This is a genomic window from Albimonas marina, from assembly GCF_029223255.1.
GTDB lineage: Bacteria > Pseudomonadota > Alphaproteobacteria > Rhodobacterales > Rhodobacteraceae > Albimonas.
The window spans coordinates 222,604-239,118 of sequence record NZ_JARHUC010000001.1; the positions used below are offsets into that span (position 1 = coordinate 222,604).

14 protein-coding genes are annotated in these 16,515 nt (G+C 71.3%); 3 read left to right on the top strand and 11 right to left on the bottom strand.

Going from position 1 to position 16,515, the window contains the following annotated elements; translation table 11 throughout:
- Positions 1-65: 65 nt before the first annotated feature.
- The 11 genes from P2H44_RS00985 to P2H44_RS01035 form a co-directional block, all read right to left on the bottom strand.
- The gene (locus P2H44_RS00985; RefSeq protein WP_275761546.1) at positions 66-1,367 is read right to left on the bottom strand and encodes a flagellar hook protein FlgE; all 1,302 of its coding nucleotides are present in this window, start codon (positions 1,365-1,367) and stop codon (positions 66-68) included.
- Between the two features lie 464 nt (positions 1,368-1,831).
- Positions 1,832-2,212 carry a response regulator gene (locus tag P2H44_RS00990; RefSeq protein WP_092859637.1) on the bottom strand — a complete coding sequence of 127 codons (381 nt, stop codon included), beginning with the start codon at positions 2,210-2,212 and terminating at the stop codon, positions 1,832-1,834.
- Between the two features lie 11 nt (positions 2,213-2,223).
- Positions 2,224-3,462 (bottom strand): chemotaxis-specific protein-glutamate methyltransferase CheB, encoded by a 1,239-nt coding sequence (cheB, locus tag P2H44_RS00995; protein ID WP_275761547.1) that lies wholly within the window; start codon positions 3,460-3,462, stop codon positions 2,224-2,226.
- Positions 3,462-4,058 (bottom strand): chemotaxis protein CheD, encoded by a 597-nt coding sequence (locus P2H44_RS01000; RefSeq protein ID WP_275761548.1) that lies wholly within the window; start codon positions 4,056-4,058, stop codon positions 3,462-3,464. The genes cheB and P2H44_RS01000 overlap by 1 nt, the downstream gene beginning before the upstream one ends.
- Complete coding sequence (locus tag P2H44_RS01005) at positions 4,055-4,852, bottom strand: CheR family methyltransferase (RefSeq protein WP_275761549.1); 798 nt, start codon at positions 4,850-4,852, stop codon at positions 4,055-4,057. The genes P2H44_RS01000 and P2H44_RS01005 overlap by 4 nt, the downstream gene beginning before the upstream one ends.
- 112 nt (positions 4,853-4,964) lie before the next feature.
- Positions 4,965-8,000 carry a methyl-accepting chemotaxis protein gene (locus P2H44_RS01010; protein ID WP_275761550.1) on the bottom strand — a complete coding sequence of 1,012 codons (3,036 nt, stop codon included), beginning with the start codon at positions 7,998-8,000 and terminating at the stop codon, positions 4,965-4,967.
- A 141-nt stretch (positions 8,001-8,141) separates the two neighbouring features.
- On the bottom strand, positions 8,142-8,675 hold the full coding sequence (locus tag P2H44_RS01015; protein ID WP_275761551.1) for a chemotaxis protein CheW: 534 nt from the start codon (positions 8,673-8,675) through the stop codon (positions 8,142-8,144).
- Positions 8,672-10,765: a chemotaxis protein CheA gene (locus P2H44_RS01020; RefSeq protein WP_275761552.1), complete on the bottom strand. Its 2,094-nt coding sequence runs from the start codon at positions 10,763-10,765 to the stop codon at positions 8,672-8,674. Before P2H44_RS01020 ends, P2H44_RS01015 begins: the two co-directional genes overlap by 4 nt.
- Positions 10,766-10,787: 22 nt before the next feature.
- Positions 10,788-11,147: a response regulator gene (locus P2H44_RS01025; protein ID WP_092859631.1), complete on the bottom strand. Its 360-nt coding sequence runs from the start codon at positions 11,145-11,147 to the stop codon at positions 10,788-10,790.
- Positions 11,144-11,806 (bottom strand): STAS domain-containing protein, encoded by a 663-nt coding sequence (locus P2H44_RS01030; protein ID WP_275761554.1) that lies wholly within the window; start codon positions 11,804-11,806, stop codon positions 11,144-11,146. Before P2H44_RS01030 ends, P2H44_RS01025 begins: the two co-directional genes overlap by 4 nt.
- 82 nt (positions 11,807-11,888) lie before the next feature.
- On the bottom strand, positions 11,889-12,857 hold the full coding sequence (locus tag P2H44_RS01035) for a FliM/FliN family flagellar motor switch protein (RefSeq protein ID WP_275761555.1): 969 nt from the start codon (positions 12,855-12,857) through the stop codon (positions 11,889-11,891).
- A gap of 342 nt (positions 12,858-13,199) precedes the next feature.
- Between P2H44_RS01035 and P2H44_RS01040 the strand changes: the two genes are divergently transcribed.
- The 3 genes from P2H44_RS01040 to P2H44_RS01050 all read left to right on the top strand — a co-directional run bounded on the left by P2H44_RS01040 (position 13,200) and on the right by P2H44_RS01050 (position 16,453).
- Entirely contained in the window at positions 13,200-14,036 is an 837-nt protein-coding gene (locus P2H44_RS01040; RefSeq protein ID WP_275761556.1) for a flagellar motor protein MotB, read from the top strand.
- Positions 14,037-14,300: 264 nt separating this feature from the next.
- Complete coding sequence (locus tag P2H44_RS01045) at positions 14,301-15,464, top strand: isovaleryl-CoA dehydrogenase (RefSeq protein ID WP_275761557.1); 1,164 nt, start codon at positions 14,301-14,303, stop codon at positions 15,462-15,464.
- A gap of 212 nt (positions 15,465-15,676) precedes the next feature.
- Positions 15,677-16,453, top strand: coding sequence for a glutaredoxin family protein (locus P2H44_RS01050; protein WP_275761558.1), 777 nt, complete (start codon positions 15,677-15,679; stop codon positions 16,451-16,453).
- Positions 16,454-16,515 lie beyond the last annotated feature (62 nt).

The window sequence follows — 16,515 nt, forward strand, 5'->3', positions numbered from 1 at the left end:
TTGGCGTCCGGTCAGGTCAGGGTGGGGGGAGCCCGGCCGTGCGCGCGGCGCGGCCGGGCCGGGCGTCATCGCTTGATGTTGGTGGTTTCCTGCAGCATCTCGTCCACGGTCTGGACGACCTTGGCGTTGGACGAATAGGCGCGCTGGGTCTCGATCAGGGTGGTCAGCTCGGCCGCGATGTCGGTCGTCGACCCCTCCAGCGCATAGCCGGTCAGGATGCCGGCCGGGCCGGAGCCCGAATCCCACAGGTAGAAGGCGCCGGACTGGGGGGTGACCGTGAAGGTCTGCCCGTCCTTCACCGCCAGCCCGTCCGGGTTCGGCACGTCGACCACCGGAATCTGGAACAGCTTGCGGCTGAGGCCGGTGTCGTAGATGCCCACCAGGAAGCCGTCGGCGTCGACCTCGATCGAGGTCAGGATCCCGGCGCGGTTGCCGTTCTTGGTGATCGAGGAGGGCGCGAACTCCGCCGACAGCTGGGTGAGGGACGAATTGGCGCCGTACGGCCCCAGCTGGATGTCCATCGGACCGCCGTCCACGCTGATCGACGCGAGGCCCGTGGCGGTGTCGTAGGTCGCGCCCGAGACCACGGTCACGTCCAGCAGCGCGCCGCCCAGGCCGCGGGTGTCGTCGAAGGTCAGCGTGAACTCCGCCACCGGGTTCGAGGCGGCGGCGGTAGCGCTGTCCTCCAGCGTCAGGGTCCACTCGTTCGAGGCGCCTGAGGCGGGCACGGTGGGGGTGAAGGTGGCGGTCAGGGTCTCCGACGCGCCGAAATTGTCGAAATACTCGATCGGCACCGACAGCGGGTCGCCGGAGGCGCCGGCGCGCGTGTCCTCCGCCGACAGGTTGATGCCGAACTCCATGAAGGTCGTGGCGTTGGCGACGAAGCGGGAGGCGGCGACCGACACCGGCTCCAGCCCCGTGGTCGAATCGCGCAGCTGGGTGATCGGCTCCTCGTTCTGGTCGAGGGGCCAGCCGAGCAGGGCGAAGCCGGAGGAGGAGATCAGCACCCCGTTCTGATCGGGTGTGAAGCTGTCGGTGGGCTTGAGGCGCAGCTCGGGCGAGGCGGCGTCGATCTCGTCGATCGGGGTCACCGGCAACATGCCGCGGCCGACCACGGCCATGTCGAGCGAATTCTCGGTCGAGACGATCGACCCCTCGGCCGAGATGGCGCGGGTGGTCGTCGAGGTGACGCCGCCCGCCGAGTACTTGCCGTTGCCCGACGCGACCACCAGCGACGAGAATTCGGTCTGCGCGCGCTTGTAGCCGTAGGTGCCCGCGTTCGCGATGTTGTCCGAGATGGCCGCGAGCCGGGAGGCGTTCACGTTCAGGCCTGCGACGGAGGCGTTGAGCGAGGAGGAGATCGTCATCGTCAGTCCTTCTGGGCGGACGTCCGGCGAGGCCGGCGCCACGTTCTGCGGTCAGGGTCCACAAGCGGACCGGGCCGGGGCCCGGCGATGGTCCGATCCCACCCGTGGCCGCCCGCCGAGGCGCGGAGGGCGCGGCCGTCTCCGCGGGATCGCCGGGGCCGAAAATGCGCAGGGAGAGTTTCCGGGAAGTGAATCCGGCGAGACCGGATCGCAGGCATTCTAGGGAACTCGCCGGGAGGCTTCGGTCGCGACGGCGGCGAACCGCCCGTCTCTCTCGGCGCGGCCGCGATGCGCTCGCCGACGCGGCAAAATCCCGAACCGACGCCCCGCCGCCGGGCGTGCAGGCGGCCGCGAAGACCGCTCCGGGCTGGGACCGGGAGCGGTTGGCGAGGGCGACGGCGGCGACGTCCCTGAAGCGAGGACGGCGCTGTTGGCAACGCGAGGCCGGATGCGGCCTCCCGACCTCAGGTCAGCGCGCCGAGGTGGGTCTCGATCGCGGTGCGCATGTCCGCGACCGAGAACGGCTTGGCGACGAAGTGGTCCACCGTTCCCTCCACCGCCTGGTCGCGATACGCGTCGGACGTGGCCAGGAACACCGGGATCGATTTGAACACCGGATGCTCCTTGATCTTGCGGGCCAGCTCCACGCCCGAAAGGCCGGGCATGTTGAGATCCGAGATCACCACGTCGAATTTCTTGGCCATCATCGCCTCCAGCGCCTGGTCGCCGGCGGCGGCGAGCGTCACGTCGACGACGCCGAGGCGCTTGAGACACTGGCGGGCGAGGCCGCGCATGGTCTGCTGGTCGTCCACGACCAGCACCTTCAGGGACTTGGCTGCGGGCATTCGGGCTCTCCTCAGCTTCCGAGGGCGGCGCGCCGGGACGGCGCGGTTCGGGCGAAATCGCAGATGCGGGCGGCGAGACGGTCAAGGTCGTGCTCTTCCTCGACCGCGCCGAGCTCGCGGGCGGCGCGGGGCATGCCGTAGACGACGCAGGTGCGTTCGGCCTGCCCCAGGGTGGCGGCGCCGGCGGCGCGCATGGCCCGCAGGCCGGCCGCGCCGTCGCGGCCCATTCCGGTCAGGATCACCCCGACCGCGGACGGGCCGGCCGCGCGGGCGACCGAACCGAACAACACGTCCACCGAGGGGCAATGGCCGGACACCGTCTCGGATCCGCCGAGGCGCGTGACTAGCCGGCCGGAGGAAGATTGAACCTCCATGTGGCGGGCCCCTGGGGCGATGCGCACCATGCCGGGTCGCAAGGCCTCGCCGTCCCGCGCTTCGTCGACGTCGCGGCCGTATTTCTCCCGCAATCGACGGGCGAAGCGGGCCGTGTATCCTTCGGGCATGTGCTGGGTGATCACGACCGGCGGCAGGTCCGGCGGAAGGCCGTCGAGCAGTTCGGCGATGGCGCCGACGCCGCCGGTCGACGAGCCGATGGCCACCAGGCCTCGCCGCCAGGCCCCGCCGGCCGTCGGCTCGGTCGTCGGCGGAGGCGCGGGGTCAGCCGCAGCGGCATGAATCGGGGGCGGTTCCCTCGCATCGATGCGGGTCCGGACCGGCGAGGCGTGCGGCCTGTCCTGCCCTCGCCGGGAATCGAGCGCGGGGGGGGAGGGAGGCGGCGGCCCGTCGGGGACGGCGGAGCGTGCGACGCCCGCCCGCCGAACCTGGGCGCGGGCGGCCATGCGCACCTTCTCGCGCAGTTCCCGCCCGAAGGCGCCCATCGGGTCGGGGCCATTGGGCTTGCGCACGACGTCCACGGCCCCGATCGACAGGGCCGCCAGCGTCGCGTCGGCGCCCGCGGCGGTCAAGGTGGAGACCATGACCACCGGGGTCGGACGCAAGGTCATGATTTTCTCTAGGAACTCCAGGCCGTTCATGCCCGGCATCTCGACGTCGAGGGTGACGACGTCGGGGTCCGTCTCCTTGATCAGGCGACGGCCCTCGGCGACGTTGCCGGCGAGGCCGACCGTCTCGACGTCGCCCTCCGCCTCGAGCGCGGACTTGATGATCCCGCGCATCAACCGGCTGTCGTCCACGACCACGGCGCGCACGCGTCCTCCCGGGGCGCGGGGGACGGCATCCTGACCCGACATCAGAACAGCTCCACGCCGCCGGCGGCGGGCGCTTTCTTCGCCTGCTGGGCCAGCTGGCTCTCGGACCGGCGCATGACGCGGGTTTCGGAGGCGGGCAGCCGCAGGACGGAGGCGCGGCCGGTCGACGGGAAGAAATAGACCCGCCGCGCCCGCTCCCCCCCGCAGTCGGAAGCGGCGAGGCGTATCCCTTCCATGCGCAGATAATCCTTCACGAACTGGGCGTTGCGGGCGCCCACCGTATCCTTCGAGCTCACGTCGATGACGTTCGCGCCGCCGAAGACCTTCGCCTCCATCCGGTCCTTGCGGCCGCCGCGCTTGAGGATGTCGTTGATCAGGACCTCCATCGCATGGACGCCGTAGCGGGACGACCGGGCGCCGTCGGTACGGTCCTCGCCCGGCAGCAGGAAGTGGTTGAGCCCCCCGATGCCCTTGTCGACGTCGCGGATGCAGGCCGCGACGCAGGATCCGAGAAGCGTGGTCACCGCCGTTTCCGCGAGATCGGTCACCGCGTGGTGCCCGGGCAGGACCGAAATCGCCTGCGCGCCGATCTTGGGGTCGAAATAGGGGGCGGCGGCGCGCCCGTTCAGCGAGCTCATCGACGCCTCCTGTAGATCGTGCGCCCTTCCGAGCGCAGCAGCGGATGCTCGCCCAGGAGCGACTCGGAATGGCCCAGGTAGAGGATGCCGTCGTCGGTCAGCGCCTCGGCGAAGCGGCGCACGAGGCCGGCCTTGGTCTCTGCGTCGAAGTAGATCAGCACGTTCCGGCAGAAGATCGCGTCGAAAGGGCCGCGAAACGGCCAGGGATGCAGCAGATTCAGCTTGCGGAAGGCGATCATCGCCCGGACCTGGCTGGAGAATTCCACCCGGTCTCCGCTTTTCGCGAGCGCGCCCGATCGCAGCTCGGCCGGGATGTCGGCCGCCCGCGCCTCCGGGTAGACGCCGGCCTTGCCGGTCGCCAGCACGTTGGTGTCGAGGTCGGTGGCCAGGATGCGGAAGTCGACGCTGGCCATGCTGCGCGCCGCGGCGCGGGCGGTCAGGGCGATCGAATAAGGCTCCTCCCCCGTCGAGCAGCCAGCCGACCAGACCCGCAGCCGCGTCTTGCCCGATTTCGCCAGCGGCTCCAGCACATGCTCGCGCAGGTGGGTGAAGTGATGTCCTTCCCGGAAGAAGGAGGTGAGGTTGGTAGTCACCGCGTTGGTGAACTGCACCAGCTCGCCCGCGCCCTCCGGCCGGTCGATCAGGTCCATGTACTGGCCGAAGGAGGTCAGGCCCGTGGCCCGCAGACGCCGGGACAGCCGCGTGTAGACCATCTGACGCTTGTGGTCCTTCAGGACGATGCCGGCGATCTCGAAGACCTTGGCGGTGATACGGTTGAACTCGGCGTCCGACATCACGAACTCGCCGCCGTAGGTCGCCGGATCCTCGCCGCGGCTTGCAGCGGACGGTGGGGCCGAGCGCGGCGGCGACGCCGCAGAGCCGGTTTGAAGCGCGCGGTTCATCGTCTCAGAACTCCGACCAATCCTGATCGTCCTCTGCGGCTGACGCGGGGGCCGGCGACGGACGGGTTGCGGGCTTGGGTTCAGGCTTGATCGCGGCCGGCTTCGACGCGGGGGGTTTGGGGGCAGGCGCTTTGGGAGCAGCCGCCGCGGGGGCGGCGGCAGGTTTCGGCGTGGCGGGCCGGACGGGCGCCGGGCGGGCGGCGCCGGGCGCCGGAGTCGACGGACGCGGCGCGGGCGCAGGCGCCTTTGGCGCGGGCTTGGCCGACGAGGCGGGCGCGGAGGCGGGACGTGCGGGCGCGGGACGTGCGGAGGCCGTGGCGGTCGGCCGAGCGGGCGTCGCGGGGCGGGACGTGGTCGGGCGCGGCGCGGTCGCGCCGCCGCCGCCGCCGACGGCGTGGGCCTGCGTCGCGACCGTCCGCGCCGTCTGCGTCTCTCTGGTCTGGAAGAACCCGACCCGCTCGATGAGCCAGCGCGCCTCGTTCTGGAGCCGTCGGGCGGCGGCCGCGCTCTCCTCGGCCATGGCGGAGTTGCGCTGGGTGGCGTCGTCCATGTGGCTGACCGCCTGGCTGGTCTCCTGCACGCCGGAGCTCTGCTCGCGCACCGCCGACGAGATGTCCTCGATCGTGGCGGCGGTGCGGGCGATGCCTTCGGCGATCTCCTCCAGCGCGCTGCCGGTGGACTGCACCAGGCGCACCCCTTCGCCGACATGGCTGGAGGACGCCTCGATCAGCGCCGAGATGTCCTTCGCCGCCTGGCTGGAGCGTTGGGCGAGGGTGCGGACCTCGGCGGCGACCACCGCGAAGCCCTTGCCGGCCTCGCCCGCGCGCGCGGCCTCGACCGCCGCGTTCAGGGCCAGAAGGTTGGTCTGGAAGGCGATCGAATCGATCACCGAGATGATGTCCGATATCTTGGCCGAGCTCTCCTCGATCCGGCTCATCGCGGAGACCGCGTTCGACATCACCCCGCGGCCCGCTTCCGCGCGCGTGGCGGCGTCGCGCGCCAGCGACTCGGCGGCGTCGGCATTGTCGGCCGTGGTCTTCACGTTGGCCGCCATTTCCTCCATCGTCGCGGCCGTCTCCTCGAGCGAGGAGGCCTGGCTCTCGGTGCGCGAGCTCAGGTCGGAGGCGCCCGTGGAGATGCTGTCCGCCGTCTCCCGCATCCCGTCGGCCGATCGCGCGATGTCGGCGATCGTCTCCGCGAGGCGGGCCACGGCCTGGTTCAGGTTCGCCGCCGCTTCGCCGAAGCGGCCGTCGTGGCCTTCGGTCATGCGATGCGACAGGCGGCCGGAGGTCAACGCTTCGACCATCCGCTCGAGCTCGGCGAAGAAGCCGCCCGACAGGGCGCCCATCTTGTTGATCGAGCGGGCGACGAGGCGCGCGAAGCGGTCGTCGGAATCCTCGTCCAGCTTCTTGGAGAAGTCGCCCTTGGCGACCGCCTCCAGCACCTCGTTCACCTGCCGCTCGACCACCAGCGCGCTCGACCGGTCGCGCCAGGTCACCGCCCGGCCGATCAAGGCGCCGGCGTCGTCGCGCATCTCCACGATCACGAGGCCGTAGAGACGGTCGTCGTACTGCAGGAGCGGCGCGCCCGCGCGGTCGGGTTTCAGGAACACCGAGGGATCGGCGTGGAGCATCCGCGCCTCCAGCCCCACGATCGAGGTCGCGCCCGCGGGAACGCCGGGCATCGCGCGGCGGATCCGGCCGAAGCCCTCTTCCATCGCCGCGTTGGCGAAGACGACGCGCAGGTCCGTGTCGAGGATCATCACCATCTCGGACGACGCGGTCAGCGCCGTCGCGATCCGGCGGGCGGCGACGGAGGCGCCGTGGATCTCGGAGAGCGAGCGCGCGAGATCGCCGAGCTCGTCGGTTCGTCCCGCGCCCGGAACATCGACCGCGCGTCCCGCCAGGAGTTCGCTCACCGACTCGGTCATCCGCCGCACCGGCGCGGCGAAGCTGCGCGCCACCAGCCAGCCCAGGCCGAGCGCCAGCAGGAGCGCCGGCAGCGAGGCGAGGGCCGAGGCCTGCATCTGCGACATGCGGGCGGCCGCGATGATGCGCGTCGGCTCCTCGGCCACGGCGACCCAGTCGAGACCCGCGATCTCGATCGGGTGGACGCTGATGGTGGCTTCCTCGCCGAACACGCCCGGGTGCTCGGTCGAGGCCTCGAGGGCGGCGGCCGGAAGATCGACGCGCGTTGCAAGAATGTCGTCCTGCGGGGTCTGCGGCAGGTCGGACCGCAGCAGGCCGTCGCCGCCGGCGATGAACAGGGCGGTGTCTTCGCTCAGGCTGACGGTCGAGAGGATAAAGGCGAACTCGTCCGACGGCAGCTGCAGCGCCATCACGCCCAGAACCCGCCCATCCGGCGCCACGGCCGGGGTCGCGACGAAGGCCGCCGGCGCGCCGCCGCTCGGCGCATAGCCGGCGAGGTCGACGATCGCCGTCTCGCCCGGCTTCAGGCCGCGGGCCTTCCGGAACACCTCCGCCAGGCCCGAGTCCTTGAAGCGTCCCGTCAGCAGGTTCTCCCCGAAATTGGCCTCCTTCGCGACCGAATAGATCACCTCGCCTTCGGTCGAGATCAGGAACAGGTCGTGGTAGCCGCGTTGCTCCTGAAAGCCGCGGTAGGTGCGATGGTGGCGCGAATGCGCGTCGGACCAGTCGGACCCGTCGCCGGCGTCGTCGAGCTCGGCCCGTCGGCCGGCGGGCAGGGGGGACTCCTCGCGGTAGAGACGCGTGACCGCCTTGCCGTCGGTCGCCCAAGGGCCGAGAAAATCCTCGAAATCGTCGGTTCCCAGTTCCGACCGGCGCAGGAAGCCGAGGTCGCGCTCGACCTGCTGGATGTAGGATTCGATGCGCTGAGCGGCGAGCTGGGCGGCGTCGGTCACGTCCCGCACCGACTCGTTGCGCAGCTCGCGGTCCGAGCGGGCCAGATCCACGGCACCCACGGCCAGACCGGTGAGCAGCGCGGCGCCTCCGGCCGCGAGGGTCAGCTTGATCCCGATCGAGAGGCCGCTTCGGGCCCGGGTCTTCTGGCTGGTGGTCATCCGGCTCTCCGTTCGCCGTGCTTGCGGCCGTAGATCGACTCGTCCCGACGTCGACCGGCGTCGACGCACGTCCTTCCTGCGCGCCGCCGATCGGCGCGCGAACCGTCGCCTTCCCTCCCCGCCCGGCGGGAGGGGGCCGCGTCAGGCAACCCCGCGGACCGCGCCGAACAGCGACTTGAGGTCCAGCAGCGCGACCATTCCGGACTCGGCGTTCACCAGGCCGTTGATCGCCGACTGGTCGAGGTCCGCCTCAGAGGGCGGCACCGGCCGGATGTCGTCGAAGGCGACGCTGATGATGTCGCTGACCGCGTCGACGAGGACGCCCACGGTCTGCTCGCCGATCCAGACGATGACCACGACATGGGTCTCGGTCGCCTCGGTCAGGGCGCCGCCGAAGCGGGCGCGCAGGTCATGCACCGGCACGATGGTGCCGCGCAGGTTCAGCACGCCGCGCATGTAGTGGGGCTGGTTGGGCAGGGCCGTCGTCGGGGTCCACTGCTTGATCTCGCGCACCAGCACGATGTCGACCCCGTAGGCGCGATCGCCCACCAGGAAGGTCACGTACTGCTTCAGCCGGCCCCCCGCCGCGGGGGCGCCGGCGGCGGAGGGAGCCGGAGCGCCCAGGCCGTTGATGGCGGGGGCGGCGTCGGTCTGGGTCTGCATCGCGTCGCTCAATGGAAGGTCTCCTGCATCGGGGCCCGCGCGAGCCCGCCCATGGACACGAGCGACGGGACGTCGAGGATCAGCGCCACCCGTCCGTCGCCCAGGATCGTGGCGCCGGAGACGCCCTCGACCCGCTGGAAGTTCGCCTCGAGGCTCTTGAGAACCACCTGCCGCTGGCCGATCAGCTCGTCGACGAGCAGGGCGACGAGACCCCGCGTCTCGGTGTCGACCACGATCGCCATCTCCTCGCGCTTCTCGCCGAGGCCGATGCCGAGCGTGTCGCGCAGGCTGATCAGGCGCAGGTACTCGCCGCGGCGGGCGAGGACCTGGGAGCGGTCGGGCAGCATCTCGACCCGCTCGCCCTCGATCCGAAGCGCCTCGACCACCGAGCTGAGCGGCAGGATGAAACGTTCGTCGCCCACGCAGACGGTCATCCCGTCCAGCACCGCCAGGGTCAGCGGCAGGGTGATCTGGAAGCGCGTGCCCTTGCCGGGGTCGGAGCGCATGTGGATGCGGCCGCCCAGCGCCTGGATCTTCTTCTTCACCACGTCCATCCCGACCCCGCGCCCGGAGACCGAGCTGATCTCCTTGGCGGTCGAGAAGCCGGGGTGGAAGATCAGCTGGTCGATCTCCTCGGGGGGGAGGTTGTCCTCGGGGCCGATCAGGCCGTTCTCGATGGCCTTCTCCATCACCCGCTCGCGGTTCACGCCGCGGCCGTCGTCCTCGACGATGATGATCACCCGCTCGCCACGGTGTTCGGCGGCGAGGCGGATCGTGCCGGTGCGGGGCTTGCCCAGCTGCTCGCGCTCGTCGGGGCCCTCGAGCCCGTGGTCCATCGAGTTGCGCAGCATGTGGGTGAGGGGTTCGGCGAGCTCCTCGATAACGGTGGTGTCGACCTCGGTATGCTCGCCGGCCAGCACCAGCCGCGCCTCCTTGTCGAGCTTCTCGGCCAGGTCGCGCACCACGCGCGGCATGCGGGAGAACACCGACTTCACCGGCTGGGCGCGGATCGCCATGACCGATTCCTGGAGCTCGCGGGTCTGACGGCTCATCGCCTCGACCGAGTGGCCGACCTCCAGCGCGGTGTGGGCGTCGGTCTCGCTCAGCTTCTGGGCCAGCACGGCCTGGGTGATCACGATCTCGCCGACGAGGTTCACCAGGCGGTCGATGCGGGTCAGCTCCACGCGCAGGGTCTTCGAGGGGCCGTGACGACCCCCCTCCTTGCCCTCGCCGCCGCCCGAGGGCGCCGACGGCGCCGCGGCCGCGGGGGCGGGCGCGTCGGGTTCGGGCGCGGCGGGGGCCGCGGCCGCCGGCGCCGCCTCGGGTCCCGCGCCGGCGGCGGGAGCGGTCGCGGGCGGGTTGTCGATCCAGGGATCCTCGAACGCCAGCTCGGCGATATGTTCGTAGACGAGGAAGAAGTCGCGCAGTTCGGCGGTGGGCCGGTCGGTTTCGAAGCGCAGGCGCCAGCCCAGCGGACAGCCCTCGGAGGTCAGCTCCTCCAGCGGGGGGAGATCGCCGAAGGGCTCGGCGGCGACCAGGTCGAACTCGCGCGCCGCGCGGATCATGCGCAGGGGATCGTGGCCGGCGTTGACGAAGTCGTCGTGCAGGCGGATGGAGACGGTGACCTCGCGCGGCTCGAGCTCGGCCGGCTCGGGTTCGACAGGGGCGGGGGCGGCCGCCGCCACGGGGGCGTCGTCCTCGGTCTCCTCGGCGGAGGAGCGGCCGGTCATCTCCTCGAGCTCCTGGCGCACGCGGGCCACGGCGCCCTCGTCGACCTGGGCGCCGTCGCGGGCCTGCTCGATCAGGACCTCCATGATGTCGCCGGCGCGCATCAGGAGGTTCACGACCTCCGAGTTCAGCGCCAGCCGGCCCGAGCGCAGGCCGTCCATCACCGTCTCGAAGACATGGGCGAAGCCGATCAGCGCGTCGAAGCCGAAGGCGGCGGCGCCGCCCTTGACCGAGTGCACGGCCCGGAAGGCCGCGTTCACCAGCTCGGGGTCGCGGTCCCCGTCCATCAGCCGGTCGAGCTGCTCCTGCAGATCGCCCAGCAGCTCGCCGCATTCGGTGAAGAACAGCGCGAGATAGTCTTCGGAATCGTCCATCTGGATCTCCCTGCGCCGGCCGTCAGGCCAGCCGAGCCACGAGGCCCAGGATCTGGTCGGGGTCGAAGGGCTTGGTCAGCCAGCCGGTGGCCTTCACCTCGCGGGCGCGGTCCTTGAGCTCCTGCGCCGTCTCGGTGGTCAGCAGCAGGATCGGCAGGCTGCGGCCCTCGGGTTCGCGCCGTGCGGCGGCGATGAACTCGAGGCCGTTCATCTTGGGCATGTTCAGATCGGTTATCACCAGATCGGGCCGATGCTCGCGCAGCTTGTCGAGCGCCTCGACCCCGTCCTTGGCGGTGAACACCTCGTGGCCGCCCCGCTCGAGACAGGCCTTGAGCATGTTCAGCAGCGCACGGGTGTCGTCCACGGCGAGAATGCGGCTCATGCGCGGATCTCCATCTTCATCAGGTCTCCGAAGAGCCCGAGGTCCGAAAACGCGTCCACGAAGGCCGGGGACGGGCTTGTCACGACGGCGGGGGCGCCGGCCTCCGCCCGGACGCGGGCGGCGGCGACGATGGCCAGGATGTACGGGGTCGAGGGGTTTTCGACCTCCGAGGCGTCCAGGGTCAGCGGCGCCCCGGCCGGCGCGGCGCGCAGCCAGGCCAGGAGCTCCTCGGTCTCGTCGTGACGGGCGCGACGGTGGAGGCGGATGGGATCGCCGTCGCCGGCGGGCGCGTCGGCGGGGGCCTCTTCGCCGTTCTCCGCGACCTCTTCCGGCGCGCCGTCGAGGTCCGGGTCCGCGTCGCCCCCCGGATCGTCGGCGGCGAGCGCGGCGGGGTCGGCGTCTTCCAGCGCCTCGTCCGCAGGCGCCTCCTCGGCGAGCTCGGGATCGGCGGCCTCGGCGGACGCCTCCAGCGCATCGGGCTCCGCCTCATCCTCCGCGTCGGGCGAGGCGACGAGGGGTTCGTCCATGGGATCCGTCTCCGACGCCCTGTCGGGCTCCGCCTCGGGGGGCGGGGGCGCCGCCTCCAGCTCCGGTCCGGCGTCCGTCTCCGGCGCGTCGCCGGGGGCGGCCTTGCCGCGGGACGTGCGTTTCGCCGTCATCTGTCGCTCCTTCCCACGAACGAGATCGAGGCCGCGCAGGCGGCCGGCGGTCGGGTCGACGATGCAGGGCGGACGGGCGCGGTCATGCCTTGCCCTCCGACATCGCCATCATCCTCTCGAGGCCCTCGATCAGGCCCGCGTCGGGCCCGTCGACCAGCTTCACCGCCTTGCCGCCGTCGATGGCGCCCAGGCGGCCCAGCGCCAGGGTCGCGGCCTCGGGGTCGCCCTCGACCAGGAGCTCCACCGCCTCGCGCGATTCGCGCGGGATCGGCAGCAGCATCCCGACCTCCAGCTCCTCCAGCTCCGCGAGGCGCAGCTTCTGGCGATGCAGGACCGCGCGCAGCCGCACCGGCGCGTCCGAGGCGGCGCGGGCCATGTGGCGGGACCAGATGTCGGAGCGCTGCCGGTTGTCGGCCTGCTTGCCGGGCGCGGCGGCGCGGTAGGAGTCGAGCACCGCCAGCGGCAGCACCAGGTCGAACTCGCCCGAGCGGGCGGCCTCGCCCATGTCGAGGCTGAGCCTCAGCACCAGCACGTCGGAATGTTCGGGCGCGATGCGCACCATGGTGACGTGCTGCTCGAAGTGATCGAGCTTCATGGCCGAGCGGATGCCGGGGCCCAGGTTGACCCGCAGCGCCGCCTCGAACGCCTCCAGCGCCAGGCGGATGAACTCCTCGCACAGGGCGCAGTCGATGGCGGTGACGGAGCGCGCGACGGGCATCGGCGCCGCCGCCGGATCGCCGCCCATGCGCAGGTCGACGATGTGGTAGATCAGGTCCATCCCCACGTTCATCAGCGCGGAGTTCTGCGAGCCCTTCACGTCGATCACCGCGATCATCGCGGGGACCGGGATCTCCTCCAGCACGCCGGAGAGCTTCCGCACCTCGCAGTCGATGACGATGGCCGAGGTCAGGGTCCGCATCAGGCCGCGCAGACGTTCGTCCAGCAGCTTGGCGAAATTCTCCCCGATCTCCTCGATTCCGCGGAAGGGCGCGCGGCCGACCCGGTTGCCGGCCACCTTTCGGCGGATCGCGCTTTCTGCGGCGGCGTCCATTCGCCCGAATCTCCGTGCTTCAGCTTCGGCCCGAAGGGACCGTCGGCGCGGAAAGTCGGCGGCAGAGGTTAGAAACGAGTGAACGCCGCCGGCGGGTCGGAGAGGCGGGCCCTTGCGCGGGTTCTGCGCGCGGCGCGCCCTTCCTGCGGATCGCGCGCGCGCGACCCGCGGGGCGCGGCGGCCTTCATCGGTTGGCAAGGTGGGCGAACGCGCGGTTCCCGCGGCGTTCGCAATCCGGAAACCTTGTTACTTTCGAGCAACCTAGTTCCGAAACCACAGCGCAAGGCGGCGGGCGTATCCCGGTCCTCGGGTGGATGAAACCGGATGCAAGGGAGCGAGGCCATGGCCGACGCTGCGATGATCGTGAAGCGCAAGAAGGTGGTGGGCGGCGACGGCCACCACGGCGGCGCGTGGAAGGTGGCCTACGCGGATTTCGTGACCGCGATGATGGCGTTCTTCCTGCTGATGTGGCTGCTGAACGCCACGACCGAGGAGCAACGCGCGGGCCTGGCGGAATATTTCGACCCCCGCGTGCCGATCGCCAAGATCTCGGGCGGCGGCACCGGCGCCTTCGGGGGTGATTCGATGTTCTCCGAGAGCACGATGTCCCAGAACGGCACGGGCGCCTCGGCCCAGAACCCGATGCAGAACGAGCAGTCGAAGGGCGACACCGGCACCCTGAGCCGCAAGGGCGACGAGGGCTCGGCCCAGGAGCTGACCGAGCTCGACAACCTGTTCCGCGGCATGACCGGCGAGAGCGAGGCCGCCGACGAGCTGCTGCAGCACATCAAGACCCGCGTCACCGACGAGGGGCTGGTGATCGAGCTGTTCGACGTGGACGGCAAGCCGCTGTTCCGCTCGGGCTCGGCCGAGCCGACGCCGCAGATGACGGCTCTGCTGGAGATGGTGGGCGGGGTGGCGCGCCTGGTGACCAACCGCATCGCGATCACCGGCCACACCGACGCCAGCCCCTTCGCCGCCGACGCTCCCTACGGCAACTGGGAGCTGTCGACCGACCGCGCCCAGGTCACCCGCCGGGCGCTGGGGGAAGCCGGGGTCGAGGTCGCGCGCATGGCCCGCGTCACCGGCAAGGCCGACACCGAGCCGGCGCCGAACGCCGCCCTCGACGATCCGCGCAACCGCCGGGTGCAGATCACCCTGCTGCGCAACGGCAGCTGAGGTCAGGCCCCGTCCGGCGGGCCGCGTCCCGCCGCCGCCACGGGCCCCGGATCGCTTCCGGGGCCCGTTTCGCGTTCGGGGACGGCCCCGCCCGGGTCGGGCGAGCGGGGCGAGAGCGGCCCCGCGGCCCGCGCCTCGCCCGGCGGAGAAGCGCCGGGACCGCGCGTCCCCTTGCGCGGGCCGGCCCGTCGGCTACCACTTGGCGCCGGGAGCGTCGCGCGGATCCCTCGCGCCGCCCCGGAACCGGCCAAGGGAGGACGCGCCATGTTCCACGCCACCCTCAAGTTCCCGCTCGGCGAGGACATCGAGGCGATCCGCGACGCCGCGCATCGCTGGGCGCAGGAGCGGGTGAAGCCGATCGCCGGGGAGATCGACGCCTCGAACGCCTTCCCCATGCACCTGTGGAAGGAAATGGGCGACCTCGGCCTGCTGGGCATCACCGTGCCGGAGGAGTTCGGGGGCCTGGGCATGGGCTACCTCGCCCATTGCATCGCGGTCGAGGAGGTGGCCCGCGCCTCCGCCTCGGTCAGCCTCAGCTACGGGGCGCACTCGAACCTCTGCGTCAACCAGATCAAGCTCAACGGATCGCAGGAGCAGAAGGAAAAATACCTGCCCAAGCTGGTCTCGGGCGAGCATGTCGGCGCGCTGGCGATGTCGGAGGCGACGGCGGGCTCGGACGTCGTGTCGATGAAGCTGCGGGCGGTGAAGAAGAACGACCGCTACGTGCTGAACGGGACGAAATACTGGATCACCAACGGCCCGGACGCCGACGTGCTGGTGGTCTACGCCAAGACCGACCCCGACGCCGGCGCCCGCGGGATGACGGCGTTCCTGATCGAGAAGGAGATGACCGGCTTCTCGACCTCCCCGCATTTCGACAAGCTCGGTATGCGCGGCTCCAACACCGGCGAGCTGATCTTCGAGGACGTCGAGGTCCCCTTCGAGAACGTGCTGCGCGAGGAGGGCAAGGGCGTCAACGTGCTGATGTCCGGGCTGGATTACGAGCGCGTGGTGCTGTCGGGCATCGGCACCGGGCTGATGCACGCGATGCTGGACGAGGTGGTCCCCTACCTCCACGAGCGCCAGCAGTTCGGCAGGCCGATCGGCGAGAACCAGCTGATGCAGGCGAAGCTGGCGGACATGTACACGGCGATGAACACCGCCCGCGCCTACCTCTACGCCGTCGCCGCGGCCTGCGACCGGGGCGAGGTCACCCGCCAGGATGCGGCCGCCTGCGTGCTCTACTGCTCCGAGGTCGCGATGCAGCAGGCGGTGCAGGCGGTGCAGGCCTTCGGCGGGGCCGGCTACCTCTCCGACAGCCCGGTGGCGCGGATCTTCCGGGACGCCAAGCTGATGGAGATCGGGGCCGGCACCTCCGAGATCCGGCGGATGCTGTGCGGGCGGGAGCTGCTGAAGGCCACCGCCTGAGGCGTCCGGGCGGGGCCTCGCCTCCGCCTGGCGGGGGCGCGGCGCACCGACGCTCCAGCAGGGGGAAGGTTGCGCGCGGGGGTCGAAGCCTGCGTGCGGCGACCTAACTCGACGGGTGGAAGGGGGCGCGCCGCGGCGCATGCGAACCGGCCGGACCGGCAGGCTCCCCGCGCTCCGCCGCGCCCTCGCGACACGCCGCGAGAGGAGCCGACATGCCCTTCGACGAGACCCGACCCGGAACGGCGAAACGCGCCGTCCTCCACCGCATGGTGATGCCCGACCACCTCTGCCCCTTCGGCCTGAAGTCCAAGGACCTGCTGGAGCGGAAGGGCTACGAGGTCGAGGACCACCACCTGACCACCCGCGCCGAGGTGGACGCCTTCATGGAGAAGCACGGCGTGAAGACCACGCCGCAGACCTTCATCGGCGGCGAGCGGATCGGCGGCTATTCCGACCTGCGCGCCCATTTCGGCGACCCGCTGCCGGACGAGGACGACACCACCTACCGGCCCGTGATCGCGATCTTCGCGGTCTCGGCGCTGATGGCGCTGGCGGTGGGCTGGGCGATGGGCGACCTCGCCGCCGACCCGATCCGCACGCTGGAGCGCTTCGTGGCCGTCGCCATGTGCTTCCTGGGCGTGCAGAAGCTGCAGGACGTCGAGTCCTTCTCGACCATGTTCCTCAACTACGACCTGCTGGCCCGGCGCTGGGTGCGCTACGGCTACATCTACCCCTGGGTCGAGACCGGGGCCGGCGTGCTGATGCTGGCCGGCGCGCTGACCTGGCTGTCGGCGCCTGCGGCGCTGGTGATCGGGACCATCGGCGCGGTCTCGGTGTTCAAGGCGGTCTACGTCGACCGGCGGGAGCTGAAATGCGCCTGCGTGGGCGGCGGCTCGAACGTGCCGCTGGGGTTCGTCTCGCTGACCGAGAACCTGATGATGATGGCGATGGCGATCTGGATGCCGCTGCGCATGTGGATGGGGCTCTGACCCCCGGCGCCGTTTCCATTGCGTAGACGATGACTCTGGGGCATGGTGGTCATGTATATTAA